15 protein-coding genes are annotated in these 17707 nt (G+C 62.4%); 9 read left to right on the top strand and 6 right to left on the bottom strand.

What is annotated here, in order from left to right; translation table 11 throughout:
* Nucleotides 1-23 precede the first annotated feature (23 nt).
* The 8 genes from GYH35_RS06640 (at nucleotide 24) to vapC (ending at nucleotide 9153) form a co-directional block, all read left to right on the top strand.
* Complete coding sequence (locus GYH35_RS06640) at nucleotides 24-446, top strand: hypothetical protein (RefSeq protein ID WP_161827935.1); 423 nt, start codon at nucleotides 24-26, stop codon at nucleotides 444-446.
* Between the two features lie 125 nt (nucleotides 447-571).
* Entirely contained in the window at nucleotides 572-2854 is a 2283-nt protein-coding gene (locus GYH35_RS06635) for a TonB-dependent receptor (protein ID WP_161827934.1), read from the top strand.
* Nucleotides 2851-4449, top strand: coding sequence for a sialidase family protein (locus GYH35_RS06630; RefSeq protein WP_161827933.1), 1599 nt, complete (start codon nucleotides 2851-2853; stop codon nucleotides 4447-4449). Before GYH35_RS06635 ends, GYH35_RS06630 begins: the two co-directional genes overlap by 4 nt.
* A 111-nt stretch (nucleotides 4450-4560) precedes the next feature.
* Nucleotides 4561-6051, top strand: a complete 1491-nt coding sequence (locus GYH35_RS06625) for a peptidoglycan recognition protein family protein (RefSeq protein ID WP_161827932.1) — start codon at nucleotides 4561-4563, stop codon at nucleotides 6049-6051.
* Between the two features lie 4 nt (nucleotides 6052-6055).
* Entirely contained in the window at nucleotides 6056-7114 is a 1059-nt protein-coding gene (locus GYH35_RS06620) for a cell division protein FtsA (protein WP_161816319.1), read from the top strand.
* Between the two features lie 176 nt (nucleotides 7115-7290).
* Complete coding sequence (locus tag GYH35_RS06615) at nucleotides 7291-8433, top strand: acyl-CoA desaturase (RefSeq protein ID WP_161816320.1); 1143 nt, start codon at nucleotides 7291-7293, stop codon at nucleotides 8431-8433.
* 118 nt (nucleotides 8434-8551) lie between these two features.
* Nucleotides 8552-8752 carry a type II toxin-antitoxin system VapB family antitoxin gene (locus GYH35_RS06610; RefSeq protein ID WP_161816321.1) on the top strand — a complete coding sequence of 67 codons (201 nt, stop codon included), beginning with the start codon at nucleotides 8552-8554 and terminating at the stop codon, nucleotides 8750-8752.
* On the top strand, nucleotides 8749-9153 hold the full coding sequence (gene vapC / locus GYH35_RS06605) for a type II toxin-antitoxin system VapC family toxin (RefSeq protein WP_161827931.1): 405 nt from the start codon (nucleotides 8749-8751) through the stop codon (nucleotides 9151-9153). Before GYH35_RS06610 ends, vapC begins: the two co-directional genes overlap by 4 nt.
* Nucleotides 9154-9178: 25 nt before the next feature.
* Here vapC and GYH35_RS35370 read toward each other — a convergent pair whose 3' ends face one another.
* The 3 genes from GYH35_RS35370 to GYH35_RS06590 all read right to left on the bottom strand — a co-directional run bounded on the left by GYH35_RS35370 (nucleotide 9179) and on the right by GYH35_RS06590 (nucleotide 12900).
* Nucleotides 9179-9388, bottom strand: a complete 210-nt coding sequence (locus GYH35_RS35370) for an antitoxin Xre/MbcA/ParS toxin-binding domain-containing protein (protein WP_161827930.1) — start codon at nucleotides 9386-9388, stop codon at nucleotides 9179-9181.
* A 78-nt stretch (nucleotides 9389-9466) separates the two neighbouring features.
* A complete protein-coding gene (locus tag GYH35_RS06595; protein ID WP_161816324.1) occupies nucleotides 9467-10909 on the bottom strand; it encodes a PepSY domain-containing protein in 1443 nt (480 codons plus the stop codon).
* Nucleotides 10910-10911: 2 nt separating this feature from the next.
* Nucleotides 10912-12900 (bottom strand): TonB-dependent receptor plug domain-containing protein, encoded by a 1989-nt coding sequence (locus GYH35_RS06590; protein ID WP_161816325.1) that lies wholly within the window; start codon nucleotides 12898-12900, stop codon nucleotides 10912-10914.
* Nucleotides 12901-13098: 198 nt separating this feature from the next.
* Between GYH35_RS06590 and GYH35_RS06585 the strand changes: the two genes are divergently transcribed.
* Entirely contained in the window at nucleotides 13099-14367 is a 1269-nt protein-coding gene (locus GYH35_RS06585) for a hypothetical protein (protein WP_161816326.1), read from the top strand.
* Between the two features lie 351 nt (nucleotides 14368-14718).
* Here the strand turns inward: GYH35_RS06585 and GYH35_RS06580 are convergent, their stop codons facing one another.
* The 3 genes from GYH35_RS06580 to GYH35_RS06570 all read right to left on the bottom strand — a co-directional run.
* Entirely contained in the window at nucleotides 14719-15159 is a 441-nt protein-coding gene (locus GYH35_RS06580) for an EF-hand domain-containing protein (protein WP_161816387.1), read from the bottom strand.
* An 82-nt stretch (nucleotides 15160-15241) separates the two neighbouring features.
* A complete protein-coding gene (locus tag GYH35_RS06575) occupies nucleotides 15242-16492 on the bottom strand; it encodes an amidohydrolase family protein (protein ID WP_161816327.1) in 1251 nt (416 codons plus the stop codon).
* The coding region (locus GYH35_RS06570; protein ID WP_202624109.1) for an amidohydrolase at nucleotides 16489-17707 on the bottom strand (1219 nt) is incomplete at its 5' end. The genes GYH35_RS06575 and GYH35_RS06570, both read right to left, overlap by 4 nt.

Here is a 17707-nt window from a genome sequence, read left to right as displayed (position 1 = left end):
GGCGTATACTTCCGCCCGCAGTCATGCGTCGCCCCCTCCTCAAACTGCTGAGCCTCTGGATCCTCCCGCTGCTCCTGGCGCGGGCGCTGATTCCGACTGGCTTCATGCTTTCGGTGGATGCGGGCCAGCTGCAGCTGATGTTCTGCCCATCGGGCGTCGTGCAACCGCTGGCCACGCCGAAGGCGCTGCAGCACCACGCACATGCCGAGCATCACCAGGGCATGCACCATGGCGGCGAGGCGGATCAGTCGTCGCCTTCGCATGATAATGACAACGCACCGTGTCCCTTCTCGCTGGTCGCGTCCGCGACGACTTGTGAAATTCCCTATCTCGCCGGCGCAGCAGATGCCCCGCGCGACGAACGTTTCGAATATCTCTCCGCGCCGACCTTCCGTGTCGGTCCAGTTCGCGCCGATCGTATTCGCGGTCCTCCCAGCCTCGCCTGACATCGTTCACTAGTGAGGGCGCCCCGACTGTCAGGATCGCGGGCATTGCTGCTCGCTCCTGATCGTTCCGCGCCCCGACAGGCCGCGACCAAACGTCGCGGCGGCGAAGGTCTGGAGTCGATTTCATGGACACCCGAACTATTTTCGCGACGGCGGCACTGCTCAGTGCCGGCGCGCCTGTCTGCGTGCACGCTCAAGGCGTCGCGACGGACAAACTGATCGATGCGATCACAGTGACCGGCCTGCGGGAGCGGGCGGCTGTGGAAGTGCCCAACCCGACGGCGTCGAAGACGGCCGTCGAGCTGCGCACTCAGAATCTTTTCAATCCCGAGGACGCACTCAACTACTTACCCAATATCACCATCCGCAAGCGTTACATCGGCGACCGGAACGCGCTGATCGGCGGCCGCAGCTTCTCGACGCTGCAGCCGGCTCGCGGCCTGGTGTTCATGGACGGTTATCTGCTGTCCAACTTCCTCGGCCGCTTCGATGCGCCTCGCTGGAACATGATCGCGCCGGAGGAGATCGAGCGCGTCGATGTGTTGTACGGGCCGTATTCGGCGACGTATCCGGGCAACTCCATCGGTACGACCGTTGCGATCCGCACGCGGCGGCCGGTCGATCTGGAGTCGAGCGTGCGAACCACCGCGTTCAGCGAGCACTTCGACGAATACGGTATCGAGGACGACTACACCGGATATCAGGTGTCCGCGTTCCTGGGCGACCGTCTCGACAATGGCGTTTGGTTCACGCTGGCCGCGAATCGTCAGGACGCAACCGGTCATCCGATGCAGTACTTCACCGTGCCCGCGAACGCGGCTGGGGTTTTCCCGGAAGTCACAGGTACGGCGACGCCAGTCACGGGCGTGCGGTTCGACAGAGATCCGCAAGGCCGTCGACGCGCCGTGTTCGGTGCGAACGCTGGCGCCATCGATCACACGATTCAAGATCAGGTGAAGCTGCGCGGCGGCTATGCATTCACGGATTGGATGGAGATCGAAGGCTTCGTCGCGCTGTGGCGTAACGACACCGACAATGAGAATCGCACTTTGATGCGCGATGCGGCCGGCAATGAAGTCTGGTCGGGGCTGGTGGTTGCCGATGGCATCGCCTTCGACGTTCCGGTCAACGCGTTCCTGCCGAGCACGCGCAAGGAAGAGCATCGGCTGTGGGGCACGACGCTGCGAACGACGCGTCCCGACGGCTGGAATGGATCGCTGGTTTATTCCCAGTACGACATTCTCGAAGACTCGCAGATCGAAGGCTACCGGGATGGCTCTGGTCCGGACCGCTCGCCTGCTCCAACGAATACGGAGCGCGACGGCACCGGCTGGCAAACGTTTGAAGTGCAGGGCGTCTACACGCCGTTCGCCGACGACTGGACCGGCGGTCGTCATACGCTGGTGGTCGGCTATCACCGCAACGAGTACCAGCTCGAGAATCCGGTCTACAACATCGTCAGCGGCACCCTGAGGCAAAACGTGTTCGGCCAGACGCGTTTAGAAGCCTGGTATCTGCAGGATGAGTGGCGCCTCGCCGATCGTTGGTCGCTCACGTTGGGCGCGCGCTATGAAGACTGGTCCGCATTCGACGGCGGGCAACTCGGCGCGGACCCGTACGCCGATCGGAGTGACAGCGCCGTTTCACCGAAGGCGTCGTTGGCATTCACGCCCAACGACGACTGGACGCTGCGCTTGAGCGCGGGGCGCGGCGTGCGTTTCCCGACCGTGCCGGAATTGTTTCAAGGCACGAGCACCGCCGGCGGCATCACCGTCAACGATCCGAACTTGAAGCCGGAGCGTTCCGACTCGGTCGACTTCACGGTCGAGCGCTGGTTCAGTTGGGGCAAGTTGCGCGCGTCCTTGTTTCAGGACGACGTGCGCGACAGCATCTTCAGTCAGACCAACATCACCGTGACGCCGAACGTCACGAACGTGCAGAACGTCGACCGTGTGCGAACGCGTGGCCTCGAAACGGCATTCAGCATTGCGATCCCGGCAATCGAATCGCTGTCGTTCGAGGGTAGCCTCGCTTACGCACGCGCCAAAATTCTGGAGAATGACAACTATCCTGTCTCGGTCGGCAATGTCTGGCCGCGCATCCCGAAATGGCGCGGCAATCTGCAAACTGTGTGGCGGCCGACGGACCGCTGGCTGACCAGCCTCGGCGTTCGATACTCGGGTCGGATGTTCGGCCGGCTCGAGAACGATGATATCAATCCCGATACTTACGGCGGGGTGTCGCGCTTTACGATGCTAGACGCGCGGGTCGCGTACACGACGGCAAGTAACATCGAGCTGGCGGTGGGCGTGGACAACCTCACCGACGAGCGCGCTTATCAATCTCATCCTTATCCAGGCCGCACTGCGTTCATCGAGGCGCGCTGGTCGTTCGAGGGCACGCCATGAAATCACTGAACTTCCATCGTCACTGTGCAGCCACGTTCTTGGTGCTGCTGTCTCTTGTGTTCGTCGCGCTGGCTCAGCCGGCGCTCAGTGCGATGTCGCACGGTCGCGCTCTTGGCACGACCGCCGCGTTCGATCGACAGCAGCGCTTATGGATCGTGCGCAGCGAGCCGGTCGATAAGAACGCTCATGTCGTGGTCGAGCGTTCGGACGACCATGGCAAGACCTGGCAGCCTGCCATTCGCGTGACGGCGAAACCCGAGCCGGTCTCGGCCGACGGCGAGAATCGTCCGAAGATCGCGTTCGGTCCTCGCAACGAGATCTATGTGAGCTGGACTTCGCCGACCTCGGAAAAATTCACGGGCGATATTCGCTTCACGCGCTCGTTGGATGGCGGCAAGAGCTGGTCCGCTCCTGCGGTCGTACATCATGACCGCCAGCTCATCACGCATCGCTTCGAGTCGCTGCTCGTCGATCAAGCGGGGCGCATCTGGGTCACGTGGATCGACAAGCGCGATCTCGGCGCTGCGCAGGCGGCGAAACGTGAGTACGCAGGCGCGGCCGTTTATTACGCGTACTCGGACGATCGTGGTGCGACCTGGCGCGGCGATTACAAACTTGCCGACAACAGCTGCGAGTGCTGCCGGATTGCATTGGCGCTCGATTCGAAAGGCCGCGCTGTGGCCATGTGGCGCCATGTGTTCCCTGGCAGCGAGCGAGATCATGCATTCGCCGTGTTGAAGCCGGACGGGCAGGGCGTTGCTATCGAGCGCGTCACGACGGATCGATGGAAGATCGACGCGTGTCCGCATCACGGGCCGTCACTTGCAATTACCGCCGACGGCGCTCGTCACGCTGTGTGGTTCAATCAAGTCAACGGCGCAGGGCGTGCGTTCTACGGACGTCTGACGGGCGCTGCTCCTGCAAATGTGCAGCCGTTGCCGGTCGGGGCGATGCACGCAGACATCGCGGCACGAGGAAACATCGTCGGCATCGTTTGGAAACGTTTCGACGGCAACGCCACGCAGGTGGAGTCGTGGATATCGAAAGACGGCGGCCGCCATTTCACACCCGGGCCGACCTTGCAAACCGAAGGCGAATCCGATCAGCCGCGCGTGCTGAGCACCGACTCGTCGATGTTGATTGTCTGGCGCAAGGCTGACGGGGTGGCGGTCGCGAATCTCGGCGATGCGAGCGGCGACGACGCGATCAAACCCTTCACTCGCGACACGCTGCGCAAGATCGAGCAGCAGCATGCCGGCGCGGAGTTCTGGGTCGTGATGTGGGACTTGGAATGTGTCTATTGCATGAAGTCGCTCGGCAACATCGCGGCCCTGCAAAAACAGCAACCCACGCTCAAGGTGGTGACGGTCTCAACAGACCCTGTCGGCGCGGCGTCCGACATTCGTCAACGGCTCGCTGAACTTGGCGTGCGTTCCGAAGCCTATGCTTTCTCCGCCGCGCCAGAAGAAGCGCTGCGATATGCGATCGATCCCGCGTGGATGGGCGAGAAGCCGCGCGCGTATCGATACACAGCCAACGGCTCGCGAACCGCGATTTCCGGTGTGCTCACCGCCAAGGAATTGGCGGGATCGTGAACTGGGTACTAGTTCGCCGGACATAATGCGACTGTAATCCCTGATTGCAACGCAGAATGTTCGCAGGCATAACGTGCATCCCATTGTTTTCGTTGGATGGATGTCCAGCTCATGACGGCGGTAGCGAGAGGCTCGCCCACGGAGCGCTATCGGCGTGAGCGGCCGCCCGTGAGCCGTGAATGCGGCGATGAGCTGACACGGATCACGGACGACATCGACGATCCCATCGTCAAGCTGCGCTATCTGCAGAACGCGCTCAACGAAGAAGGCGACAAGAGCGCACTCGTGCAGCTCGTGCCCATCCCGCCGGCGCGTCGCGCGTGGTATCGATTGAAAGGATTGCGCGCGCTCGATGCTGTAGCCGATGCCAACGAAGAAATAGCCGAACGCACGCTCGCGGCTCGACAGACCGCGCGTCGTGTTGTCGTCGGCGCGAGCGCGGCTGCGATGTTGTTTGTTCCAGTGCTCGTGGCGATCGTCGCGTGGCAAGTCAATCGATGGCGCAGCGAGCCCGAGCAAGTTGCATCCGTCGGTTCTTCCACGGAAGCCAATGCGACTGCCATCGAATCCACGACGGCGCCCCTCGTGGTGCCGCCCACGACGACGGCGACGCTGACTTCTCCAGCGTCGGCAGAAGAGGCGCCGGTCAATCAGCCGCCGGTGGCCGAGCCGTTGGCTGCGGAAGACATCGGCATCGTGCCCAGCATGTTGTGGGTTGCGGATCGCGGGCCGGGCTGGGAGCTGTATAGCAACGGCCTACGCATCGAGACGTCTTACACGGTGAAAGGCACGCCCCGCGACTATCGCGTGCAGACCCGCGATGGCAAGTTGCTGCCGACGAAATTCGATCGTCCCATCGGCATTTTGTTTCATACGTCGGAAAGCGATCTGTGGCCGCTCGAGCCGGGCTACGAGAAAGAATTGCGCAAGGGCTCGGCAGCGTTGCTCCGCTTCGTGAAGCGCGAGCAGGCCTACAACTACATGATCGATCGCTTCGGCCGCGTGTATCGCATCGTCGATGACGACAGCCGCGCCAATCATGCCGGACACGGTGTGTGGGCGCGCGGCGATGAGGTTTATCTGGATCTGAATTCGGCCTTCCTCGGGGTATCGTTCGAATCCCGTTGGGAAGGCGGGCGCACGCTGCCCATCACGCGCGCGCAGCTGATTGCCGGTCGCAATCTCACTCATTACTTGCGGCAGCGGTTCGCGATCGCGCCGGAGATGTGCGTGACGCACGGGCTCGCGAGCGTGTCGCCGAAGCGTGGCTTGATCGGATATCACCTGGACTGGGCGCGCGGCTTTCCGTTCCAGGCGTTCGGTTTGCCGGATTTGTATTCGCAGCCGCTGCCGAGCGTGGCGCTGTTCGGCTTCAACTACGACAGTGAATTCCTGCGCACGATGGGTGAGCGCTGGCCCGGCCTGATCGCGGCCGAGAAGCAACTCGCCGACGAGGCGCGCCAGCGCGCGATCTCACTCGATCAATTACGGCACGAGCGCCAGACGCAATATCGCCGCTGGCGCGCGGCGCTTCCGACTCCAGCGGGGCCAGAGCCCACGCTGGAGGCACCAGCTTCACAGACGGCAGACAAAAGAGGGTAACGCTATGGACGATCGTAACGAGCACGGTTCGGAATCGTCGGGCTCCGGCAGCCACACTGGCCAGAGCCAGAGCGGCACCCGCACACGCATCGGACTCGACGTGGGCACCAGCAAGGTGGTCTCGGCGCGCGGCGACAACGTTTCGCCGACCACCGACTCGCAGCTCAATGCGTTTTTCGACGTGCCGTACTCGGCGTTGCATGAGCAAGGGCTGAAGGCCAATCGCACGCCGTTCTATCGCGAGGACGACCGGCTGATCGTCTATGGCGATGCTTCGGAAAAGTTTGCGCATATCTTCAACGCCAACGTGCGTCGGCCGATGGCCAAGGGCATTCTGAATCCGCACGAGCCGCAGGCCACGCATGTGCTCGAGACGGTGCTCGGCACGCTGGTGCCGGTGTCGCGGAATCCTGGCGAATTGCTGGCGTTCTCCGTGCCGGCCGCGGCGCCCGAGACGGGCCACGAGCTGACCTATCATGAAGAAACCATCAAACGTTATTTGAAGGGCCGCGGTTACACGCCGCTCGCCGTCAACGAAGGTCTGGCGGTCGTGTTGGCCGAGCTTGCGAAGGAAGGCTTCACGGGCATCGGCATTTCCTGCGGCGGCGGCATGTGCAACGTCGCGATCTCGTACTTGTCGATTCCGTCGCTCACCATGAGCCTGGCGCACGGCGGCGATTTCATCGATTCGTCGGTGGGTGCGGTGGTCAACGAGCCGGCCACGCGCGTCAAGGCGATCAAGGAAGAAACGCTGGATCTGACCCGCGAGGGCGGCGACAAGATCGACAAGGCGCTGCACATCTACTACGACAGGCTGATCGAGTCGCTGGTCGACGAACTGGGCAAGGCCGTGCAAAAAACACCCAAACTGCCGCGCAACGACCAGCCCATGCCCATCGTCCTGGCCGGCGGCACCTCCAAGCCGAACGGTTTCCGGGACCGCTTCGAAAAGGCCCTGCGTCGCCGCTCCTGGCCGTTCCAGGTGGGCGATGTGCGCATGGCGAGCGATCCGCTGACAGCCACCGCCCGTGGCGCCCTGGTCGCGGCGCTGGCGGAGCGCTGATCCGCCTCTTGAAAGCGAACCAGTTCACGCAATTAAGCGCTGGCGCCTCAGGCAAACCCTGAACCTGGCCGGTACTTCGCACGAAGTGCCGGCCGGGTGGGTCTGAGACATTATTGCGCGGAAATTCGCATCTACCCCTGCTAGGATCCGAGCCTCAAGTCTTCCACGGAGTACCGATGACCGCTGACGCCACGCCGAATCGCGCGCCTCTCAACTGGCCCGCGATCTTCATGTTCCTGATCACCACCATCCCGGTAGTGACGGTGCTGCCGTGGTATTGGGCGACCTTCGGTTTCGACGGCTTCGAATGGGTGTGCTTCTTCGTGCTCTGGGCGCTGAATGGCATGTCCATCACCGCCGGCTACCACCGCCTGTGGGCGCATCGCAGCTACGAGGCCTCCAAGCCCCTGCAGATTTTTTACATGCTGTTTGGCGCGATGGCGCTTCAGAACAGCATCCTGGTCTGGGCGTCGTCCCACCGCGTGCACCATCGCCATGTCGATGACGTGGACCACGATCCGTACTCGGCCAAGCGTGGCCTGTGGTTCTCGCACCTGGGCTGGATGCTGCGCAACTACGAGAGCGGCAAGCAGGACTTCCGTAACGCCAAAGACCTGGAAGCCAATCCGATCGTGGCCTTCCAGCACAAGTATTACGTGCCGATCGCCGTGGGCATGAACTTCGGCATCCCGCTGCTGCTGGGCTGGATGCATGGCGACATCTGGGGCAGCCTGCTGCTCGGCGGCTTCCTGCGCCTGGTCGTCAGCCATCACTGCACGTTCTTCATCAACTCGCTGGCCCACTTCTGGGGCAGCCGTCCTTACACCACCGAGAACACCGCCCGCGACAACGGCATCCTGGCGCTGTTCACCTGGGGCGAGGGCTATCACAACTATCACCACCTGTTTCAGTGGGACTACCGCAATGGCATCCGCTGGTACCAGTGGGATCCGACCAAGTGGCTGATCTCCGCCGCCAAGTTCGTCGGCCTGGCTCGCTCGCTCAAACGCGTGCCCGAGTTCCAGATCCGCCAGGCCCTGGTGGAGCGCCAGCTGCAGAAGGCCGAAGAGAACCTCGGCCAGTGCCAGGACCACGGCCGCCTCGCCGCCCTGCGCCAGTCCCTCGAAGCCGAAGCGCAGCACTTCAAGGAGACGCTGGCTCACTGGGCGACGCTGCAACAGAAGAAGGTCGAAGCGGCCAAGAAAGCCGTCATCGATCACATCGAACACACCGAGTTCGCTCATCGGGTCCGCGAGCTCGAAGAGTCGCTGCGTCAGCAGTACCTGCGAGTCCGGTTGATCGCCGTACAGGCGGCTTGATCGGGTAGAGCTCGATTGATTGAGAAAAGGGCGCCGAAAGGCGCCCTTTTTGTTTGCCCATGAGCTTGGCTTGCGGGCCATGGAGCGCGTGTGTAAAGTGTTGTGTGAGGTGATACACATGGCTACCAATCTTTCTATAGATCCGGAGCTCATCGAGCAGGCGCTGAAGGTAAGCGGCGAAAAAACCAAAGCTGCAACCGTCACTAAGGCTCTGCAGGAATTCATCGCCCGTCGTCGGCAGAAGGCCATGCTCGATCTGGCTGGCAAGCTCGAGTGGGATGGAGAATACGACTACAAGAAAGAGAGAACGCGTCGTTGAGTCTGTTCGTCGATACCAGCGTCTGGTCGCTTTTCTTACGGCGGGACCAGCCGGCTGATCTTCCTGAGATCGTGGCTCTCAGGCGTGCGCTAGAGAGCGGCGAGCGAATAGTCACGACGGGCCTCGTGCTACAGGAACTTCTGCAGGGATTTTCGGGCCCGAAAGCACGAGAACAAATCATCGACCGATTTGCGGCGTTTCCACTCTTGGCGGCGAATCGAGAGGACTACATCGCAGCGGCGGCCTTGCGTAACGATTGCCGCAAACACGGCGTCCAGAGCGGAACAATCGATGCATTGATCGCTCAGCTCTGTGTCCATCACGACCTGACGTTGCTGACAACTGACGGTGACTTCAGTCACATTGCGAAGTGGTGCGCGCTGCGACTTTGGCGTCAATAGTTCGGCTGCCGAGCGGCAGGCAGGCTCACGAGTACGTTCCGTATTCGATCCGCAGCAATAGACTTTCTACCGTGCGATAACCCGACTCGTTGCATGCTGCTACATCGATAGGGCGGCGGTTGCCGAGGCCGGGCTGAGGGTGAGTTAGCCAGTGCTCGACTATGTCGTCGTGTTCGAGTGCGACGCGTGCGAGAGCAACAAGCCGCGTGTGCCGACATTGCTCCAATTCGTTCATGGCCCGCCCTGTCTATGCAACCTGCCGTGACGGTAGCAAACATCGGCGGAGCGTCACAATTCCACTGCTACCACTAGTTCACGCCCGCAGCCGGCGCCAGCCAATGATTACGCTGCTGATGGAGATGACGACGCCGGCGAGGCTGAGCAGCCACAGCACCACGTCCCAGGCCGGGCGGTGAGCGAGCAGGAAGCGGAAGTCGAGACTGTGGAGGGCGTTGAAGAGCCAGCGGTCGACGCGGTCGGTGTGGCGCATCCAGTTGAGGACCTGGCCGGTGCGCGGGTCGACGTGGATCCAGGTGCGGTCGGGGTCGTTGAAGATGAAACGGAGGATGGGTAGGGGGCGGTCGCCGCGGCGGGAGTACCAGTAGGTGTCTTCTTGTTCGAGGCGCTGGGTTGCAACGAGTCGGGCGTCGCTCAATAAACGAGGCGCAGCGGCAATCAGGGAAGCATCGTCGAAGAGGTGCGGCGAGCCGGTGGTGGCGTCAATAACGACAGGTTCAGCGTTGCGTGACTTCAGCGCCAGCAGCGGACGACCGAGGCTCCAAACGAACAAAGCTTCGTGAATGTCGCGATCGTTCAAAGAGTGCAGCACGGAAAGGGACGCTGGAAAGTCAGGTTGGTCATTGCCGAGAAAGGCCACATTGCCAGCCGACATGCGCTGAAAGTCGATGTCCCGAGCCCAGGGTACGGGCGGGCCCATCGACAGCCAGCCACTGAAGATCCAAGTCAAAAGAAACACACCGCCGATCACGCCAGCGATGTGATGCCACGCCATCCAGCCTCGATAGGGAGTGACATCCCGGCCGCGATAGCGACGACGCAGGCGAAGACGGTCGATGCCGAGCCATAAGCCGGTAAACGCAACGACGATGGCGACGCCGGAAGTCCACATGACAACCCGACTCCACACCGCCGGCTGCGCGCGGAGATCGCGGAAGTACATCCAGTGCAGCACAGCTCCAACCCAATTCCACGCTCGCTCGCGAGAATGCGTGTCGAGCACAATCTCTCCCGTGCGAGATGAAACGTAGAGCTGCGTGCCGAGCGAGTCGTTCAAAGCGACCCGATGCAGCGGACGATGTTGATTGAAGTTTTGCGCGACCGACCATTGATCGCGCTCGAGCGTCGTCACAGTCAGCGCGTCAGTGCGACCGGCAACACGCGATACGATGGCGCGAGCTTCGCCTGCATCCACATTTTGAATGATCCGGCCATCGACCGCGGAGACGGCGACTCGAGGCGCATCGGCCGGCTGCACGCGATACACCGGCTCGCCGGCCATCATCTCCAAGCGAATCTCGCGAGGAAACGCTGCGAGTGCGAGCCCATGAAGCACGTGCTCAGGCGCGATCGTGACCCGGCTCCAGTCGATGCGCTCCTGCATCGACGAGCGTTCCTCGGCCGTCAATGCCGGAAACGCCACATACATCATCACCAGTCCGGATAGAAACCACATTGCGAATAACAGGCACGTGGCGATGCCCAGCCAGCGGTGGCCAACGATCAGCCAGCGCAGCATCGTCAGAACTCGTAGGTGTAGCTGACGCCATAAGTTCTCGGCACGCCGAGACGCTCCGCGATGAACGAGCCCGAGCCATCGTCAAAGCGCGCCGAGCTCAGACGAGTCGCATATTCCTCATCGAAGACATTCTGCAAATTCACGCCGATCCGATGCCGACGCGCGGCGTCGACGAAGTAACGGGCGGCCAGGTTGAGCGTGAAATAGTTGCCGTAGTTCTGGCGGCCGAACGAGCCGACGGACTGATACACGTTGCCAACCCAGTTGGCCGTGGCGCTCGCATCCATCGGCAACTGCGCGGGCGTGAATTGCAGTGAGCCTTTCGCGTAGCTCTCCGGGAGGCGCGCGATCTGCGAGTCAGAGCCTTCTGCGCGCGACCGACTATAGGTGTAACTCAGGCTCGTTCTAAAGCTGCGACCGAGAGGCGCAGCGACCGCTACTTCGGCGCCTCGAACCTGCACTTCACCCGGCAAGTTCTGATAGCGACCATTCGGGAACTCATCCGTCGCGTCGCCGACCTCGATGAGATTGTCGATATCGCGGGCGAAGCCTGTGAGCTGCCACGCAATGGCAGCCTCATTCAGCCGCACGTTGCCGCCGATGGAAACATTCAGATTCTTGCTTTCCTCGGGCTGCAGATCCGGATTGCCGGCATAGTCGTCGATGCCGATGTAATAAAGCTGCTCGGCGCTCGGCAGCAGGAACGCCGTCGCCACGACACCTTCGGCATACAGCGCATGGTTGAATGTGTATCGACTGCTGACATTCCATACCGTCGCGTTCTTCCCGCCACTGCCGCGGTTGTAACGAGCGCCCGCAGCGGCCGCCACCTTCTCGAACGCATTCTCCGCCGTGCGTACCTCGCCGAAGAATGCATGCACGGTCTCGGTCTCGCCCGCGATGGGGAAGACGTCGTCGCGAGCCTTGTAGTTCTGGTAGTCGTAGCCGACGTGATAGTCGACCAGCCCGCCGGGCCGGATTCTCACGAGCGCGCTGCCACCGTAGTCATGAAAGCCCCAATAAGTGCCCGGGGCATACAGCACGACTTCTTCGCCGGTGGCAGCGTCGTTCTGGATGTTTGCGTACGTTGTGTCCCAGTCGTGCAAATAGGCTTTGAGCAGCAGCTGCACCTGCTCGCTGGCATCGTAGGCGAGCTTGGCGCTGACGATATCCTCGTCGCGATCGTTGTAGCTGCGCTTGGTGCGGGTCGCGCTGTTGTTGTCGAGCGTCGCGTCCGTGTGGTGATAGAGCATGTCCAGGCGCAAGGAGTCGGTGAAGTCCAGGCCGTACTTCAAACCGACGTTGGTCACGTCATAGCTGCGATCGCGATCGGTGGCGCTCGGTTCGTAGTGCGCGAACTGCCGATAACCATCGCCCTCGTTTTTCGAGCTGTAGACCACGAATTTGTGCCGACCGACGGCGCCGCGTGCAAAGCCGCCGACTTGATAGCCGTCGTTGCCGTCGTAGTTCATGGTCACGCTGCCGCCGGGCTCGTCGGAGAAGCTTCGGGTCACGACATTGATGGCGCCGGCGACGCCCTGCGTTCCGTAGAACAGGCTCTCGCCGCCCTTCAGCACCTCGATGCGCTCGACCATGTTGGCGGGCAGGGTGTCCGGGCTGGTGTCGTTGAAGATGCGGTTGTTGATGCGCACGCCATCGACCAGCCACAGCACGTCGCCGGGCCGCGAGCCTTGCAGCGACACGTCCACATAGTCGAACGGTCCGCTGCCGGGAGAGACGAACAGGCCGGGCACTTCGAACTGGAGCGCGGTGCTGACATCGACATAGCCGGCCGCCCGGACGCGATCGGCGCTGACGTATTCAACGTCGTGCCCATAGCGGGCCAGCTCCACCGGCAGCGTCTCCTCGATGCTCCGGGCGGTCACCAGGATTTCCTCCAGCGGACCCTTGCCCGAGGTGTCTTGCGCGAACGAGACGGTGGCGGCCAGGGTGAGCAGCGAGGCTGCAGCGAAGCGGCGGTGGCGAAGCAAGGCAGGTCCCCAGGAAGTGCTGAACGGCCGAGACTGTTTCGTCACCTGCGCGTTACCGCATAGCGAGACCGGCTCGGGCAAACTCACCGCAACGACACTACTCAGCGGACCTGGCCCATCGCCAGTAATTTACTGTTTCCAATGACGTTACTTAACGTTAAAAGTCCTAGCATTCCGGTTATGGGAGTGGCGGTCAGCATGACGGCGGTCGATGAGCTGCAGCGACTGGCAGCGCAGGTCCGCGCCAGTGGCTTGCTGGGCAAGCCGGGGGCGTTGTCGCGCCTGTTCGATTTCCTGCTGGCACGCTCGCTGAGCGGTGAGGCGCCGAAGGAGATCGAGATCGCCCTGCAGGTATTCGGCAAGGACGCGAACTTCGACGTGGCGCAGGACTCGGTGGTCCGCGTTTATGTTCACAAGCTGAGGCGTCGGCTCGAAGAATTCGCGACCCGCTCGCTCACGCCGTACGACAGCCGCATCACGATTCCGAAAGGCGAATACCGCCTGGTGCTCGAGCCGGGCAGTGCGGTTGCGCCGCCGGCTCCGGAGAATGCGGAGCCCACGCTGATTCAAGTAGCGCCGCCGAGTCAGCCGCGATGGCGGCACTGGCTGAGGCCGGCGTTAGCGGCGGTGGTTGCGTTCGTTGTGGGTGTCGTGCTTACTTATTGGTTCACGTCGAATCCGCAGGATCGGGATTTGACGGCGGTCCGGCAGAGTGCGGTGTGGGGGCCGCTGCTGGATGACGATCTGCCCATTACGCTGGTCGTCGGAGATTATTTCCTGCTTGGCGAAGTGGACCAGGCGGGGAATGTCGAGCGCCTGGTGCGAGAGTTCTACATCAACTCGAATCAGGACTTCCTCGATCATCTGCAGCTCAATCCGGGGCAGATGAACCAGTATCGCAATCTCGATCTCACTTATCTGCCGGCGGCGAGTGCGTTCGCTTTGCAGGATCTGGTGCCGGTGTTGAATGCCGGCAAGCAGGTGCGAGTGACGCTGCTATCGGCGCTCGATCCGAGACTGCTCAAGACCAGCCACGTCGTTTACGTTGGGTACATCAGCGGCATGGGGATGCTCGGGGATCGAGTGTTCGCGCAGTCGAGACTGGCGCTGGGCGGATCGTTCGATGAGCTGCATGACACGCAGACCGGGACGGATTACGTGAGCACGGCGATGCCGATGGGGGTCGAGGGCGGGGCGTTCCGAGACTTCGGTTACTTCTCTACATTCGCTGGGCCGAATGGAAATCGGGTCGTTGTGATTTCGGGGACGCGTGATAACGGGGTCATGCACGTCGCTGAGACGTTGTCACGTCGGGCGGGGCTTGAGGAAGTCGCGCGTGAGTCGGCCGGAGCTGCGTCCTTTGAGTCGCTCTATGAGGTGGATGGGATGGCGCGCGCCGGGTTGAACGCGCGGCTGTTGTTTGTGTCGCCGATGAAGAACGATGCGATTTGGAGTGGGGCGCCCTGAGAGTTCGGTGGGTCACGCCGCCGTGGCCGGAGGCGTCAGTGGCTCTTGGAGAAGAGGCGTCGGTGGTTCGCAGCGCCAGGGGCGGGGTGTCTCCTTCCGGCACCGGGCGCCCGCCGGAGCGCATTGCGCTCCTCGCGTCAGGTCCATGGTGAGCCCTGCTGTTTCGGCCCCGTCCATGTGCCGAAAAGCTGCCGGAAGGAGACACCCCACCCCTGACGCTGCCGATGCGTTAGAGCGAGAGTTGACCACGCGAACTCCGTTCGCAGCTATCGCGCTCTAGCGAACGCTTGGAGTTTCTCGCTGTCGCTCGAAACTCGATGCGATGTCGGATGTGCGTTATCGGCGCGTGCGTCATTGCCGCTTGCGATTGCGCCAGTTGTCGCCGGCCGCCTTGGCGGCTTCCTTCGCCGCGGCAAGCTCCGTGCTATCGAGCACGTTGTCCTTATTCGCATCGGCGCGGTCGAACAGCTTGGTTGGGCCGTTGACGAATTCTTCCTTGGAGACCTTCTTGTCTCCGTCGGCATCGAACTGAGCGCCCATGGCGTCGTTTCCGCCTTTTAGCTGACGGCGTTTGGCGAGACGTTCGGGAACATCGCTGCTATCGATGTAACCGTCGGAGTTGCGATCGAGCTTGGCGAAGTGATCCCCGCGGGCGGCGATGAATTCTTCTCGGGTGACGTTCCCGTCTTTATCGACGTCAGAGCGTTCGAAGACGCCTTCGCCGCGCACCTGTGCCAGCGCGGGAGTGCTTAACAGAATCAGCAGGGCTGCTGATACAAACGTGCGAGACATGGTGCGTTCCTCAGTTTCAGGGAGGGGCTGGTGTGAGCCAGCTTCCTCCCATCAACGCACCACGTCTCGCGAGGTTGACCGCTCAGTTCGCGGTCGCGCGCTTCAGGCGTTCGAAGTAACGATCGCGCAGTTCGGTCTGTCGAGAGCGCATGTCGACCGGGCGGCCGGCGATCCAGACCTGGTCGGCGAGGCTGGTGACCTCGAGCGGGTCGCCGCTCCACAGCACCACGTCGGCGACTTGACCGGCGGCGATGCGGCCGCGGGTCGCGCCGAGGCCGAAGATGTCGGCGGCGTCGGCGGTCAGTGCAGTCACGGCCGCTTCTTTCGGCATGCCATGCGCGACGGCGTTGCCGGCGAGCTGACGCACCTTGCGAGCGTTGTGGCTGTCTTCGAACATGCTGAAGGTGACTTTCACGCCGGCCTTGTTGAGCAACGCTGCGTTATCGAGCCGCGAGCCGATCGAGTCGAACGTGTTCGGCAGATTGTTGAGCGCGTCGACGATCACCGGCACCTTCGCTTCAGCCAGTTGATCCGCAACGACCCACGCTTCGGCGCCGCCGGCGATGACGGGCTTGATGCCGTATTTCTTCGCGAAGGCGATCGTCTTGACGATGTCGCCGGCGCGGTTGACGTTGAAGATCACGCGGCCGCCGGCGAGATAACGAGCGAACACTTCGCGACCGAGCGGATGCATCAGCGATTTCTCGTCGGAGATGCGATTGCGCGTTTCATGCACCGCCTGCTCGAGCACCATCCATTGGGCTGCGCGGCTGCCGCCCGAATGTGAGTTCATATCTCCGCCGAGATCGATGAACAGCGAGCGGCTGCCGTCGAGCACGGCATCCTGACGGCCGTCGAGAGTCACGGCTGCGCCTTGCCCGGCAAGGAAGTTGCCGCCCTCGGCGATGCCGGGATTCAGCACGGTCCAGGTCATGCCTTCGATGCGCGTCACGGGCACGAGCACGGAGCGGCCGTTATAAGCAACCGAAACATCGAACTCCGGCCGCCACTGCATTTCATAAGCAGGCGCGCCGAGGCCGATCGATGCGTCGTCAGTCGTCGGTTCCTGGGTGACTTCCTGGATGCCGACGGTGCTGAGACCAGCGAACATGCCGGGCGTCAGCGCGCGGTCCTTGGCATCGATGGTCGTCGCATTGTCGGCGGAAAGACCGCTGCCGACAGAATGGATCTTGCCATCGCGAATCAGCACGTCAGTGTTGGTGAGCGTGCCCTTGGCGGTCGAGGTGTAGACCGTCGCGCCACGAATCAAAATGTCTTGGGCGAGGGCATGGCTGGCGGTCAGGGCCAGCGCCGAGGCGATCAGAGCTTTCATTGTGCGCTCCCCCCATTGTCAACGTGCACGGCGGTCTCGTACTGACCCAACAGGAAATCGGATGCGGGCTTCGTCGATGGGTTGGCGCGGTCGTAGACCAGCGCGCCATCGATGAACACGTTCTCCGCGAGCGCATACACGCTGAAGGGATCGCCGTTCCAGATCACCACGTCGCCCATCTTGCCGGCTTCGAGCGTGCCGGTGACTTTGTCGATGCCGAGCGCTTTGGCGGCGTTGAGCGTGAGCCAGGTGATCGCGTGTTCGCGCGAGATATCGAGACCCATGCGATTGCCGCGAACCAGGGCCTTGCCGGCTTCCTGGTTGAGCCGTTGTATACCTTCCGCCGAATCGGAGTGCACGACAGCGCAACTGTTCTTGGGCATGTCGGTGAGCGCCAGGTTCTCCATCACGCCATCGAACGCTTCCATCTTGAAGCCCCACCAGTCGGCCCACTCGGCGCCGCAGATGTTGTTCTGCGCGAGCAGATCCGCGATCTTGTAGGCCTCGACGGCATGGTGGAATGCGGCGATCTTGAAGCCGAATTCCTTGGCCAGGTCGATCATGATGGCCATCTCGTCGGCGCGATAGCAGTGGATGTGCACCAGGATCTCGCCGTCCATGGCGCCGACCAGCGTCTCGGACTTCAGGTCGCGCTTCGGCGGTGATGGCGGCTTGTCGTCGTCATCCTTCTTCTTGCCGGACGAGTCCTTTTGTTTCTTTTCGTAGGCGGCGAGCTCGCGGCGATATTTGTTCCACTCCTCGCGATACGCCTGCGCATCGGCGAATGCCTGGCGATAGCCGGCCACATTGCCCATGCGCGTCATCGGCGCCTGGCCCTTGCCGCCATAGAATCCCTTGGGATTTTCGCCGCACGCCATTTTCAAGCCTTGCGGCGCGCCGGGGAATTTCATGGCCTGATAGGTGGTCGAGTGCAGGTTCTTCACGGTGACGCCACGGCCGCCGATGAGATTGCCCGAGCCGGGCAGGATCTGCATGGCAGTGATACCGCCTTGGAGCGCGGTCTCGAAACCCGGATCCTGCGGCCACACTGCATGCTCGGCCCACGCCTGCGCGGTGACGGGGTCGACCATTTCGTTGCCGTCGCTGTGCGCGTCGACGCCAGGGCTTGGATACACGCCGAGATGCGAGTGCACGTCGATCAGGCCGGGCGTGACCCAGCGACCGTTCGCTTCGATGACTTTCGCGCCAGCCGGT

It is taken from the genome of Steroidobacter agaridevorans (genome assembly GCF_009932555.1).
Taxonomy (GTDB): Bacteria; Pseudomonadota; Gammaproteobacteria; order Steroidobacterales; family Steroidobacteraceae; genus Steroidobacter; species Steroidobacter agaridevorans.
Note: the sequence above shows the minus strand (reverse complement) of the source record. Positions and strands in the feature narration are given on the sequence as shown.

Bases quoted from the DNA above. Each gene is read 5' to 3' on its own strand.
- GYH35_RS06615 (WP_161816320.1), top strand. From the start codon at position 7,291: ATGACCGCTGACGCCACGCCGAATCGCGCGCCTCTCAACTGGCCCGCG.
- GYH35_RS06580 (WP_161816387.1), bottom strand. From the start codon at position 15,159: ATGTCTCGCACGTTTGTATCAGCAGCCCTGCTGATTCTGTTAAGCACT.
- GYH35_RS06585 (WP_161816326.1), top strand. From the start codon at position 13,099: ATGACGGCGGTCGATGAGCTGCAGCGACTGGCAGCGCAGGTCCGCGCC.
- GYH35_RS06575 (WP_161816327.1), bottom strand. From the start codon at position 16,492: ATGAAAGCTCTGATCGCCTCGGCGCTGGCCCTGACCGCCAGCCATGCC.
- GYH35_RS06595 (WP_161816324.1), bottom strand. From the start codon at position 10,909: ATGCTGCGCTGGCTGATCGTTGGCCACCGCTGGCTGGGCATCGCCACG.
- GYH35_RS06625 (WP_161827932.1), top strand. From the start codon at position 4,561: ATGACGGCGGTAGCGAGAGGCTCGCCCACGGAGCGCTATCGGCGTGAG.
- GYH35_RS06610 (WP_161816321.1), top strand. From the start codon at position 8,552: ATGGCTACCAATCTTTCTATAGATCCGGAGCTCATCGAGCAGGCGCTG.
- GYH35_RS06630 (WP_161827933.1), top strand. From the start codon at position 2,851: ATGAAATCACTGAACTTCCATCGTCACTGTGCAGCCACGTTCTTGGTG.
- GYH35_RS06620 (WP_161816319.1), top strand. From the start codon at position 6,056: ATGGACGATCGTAACGAGCACGGTTCGGAATCGTCGGGCTCCGGCAGC.
- GYH35_RS35370 (WP_161827930.1), bottom strand. From the start codon at position 9,388: ATGAACGAATTGGAGCAATGTCGGCACACGCGGCTTGTTGCTCTCGCA.
- GYH35_RS06640 (WP_161827935.1), top strand. From the start codon at position 24: ATGCGTCGCCCCCTCCTCAAACTGCTGAGCCTCTGGATCCTCCCGCTG.
- GYH35_RS06635 (WP_161827934.1), top strand. From the start codon at position 572: ATGGACACCCGAACTATTTTCGCGACGGCGGCACTGCTCAGTGCCGGC.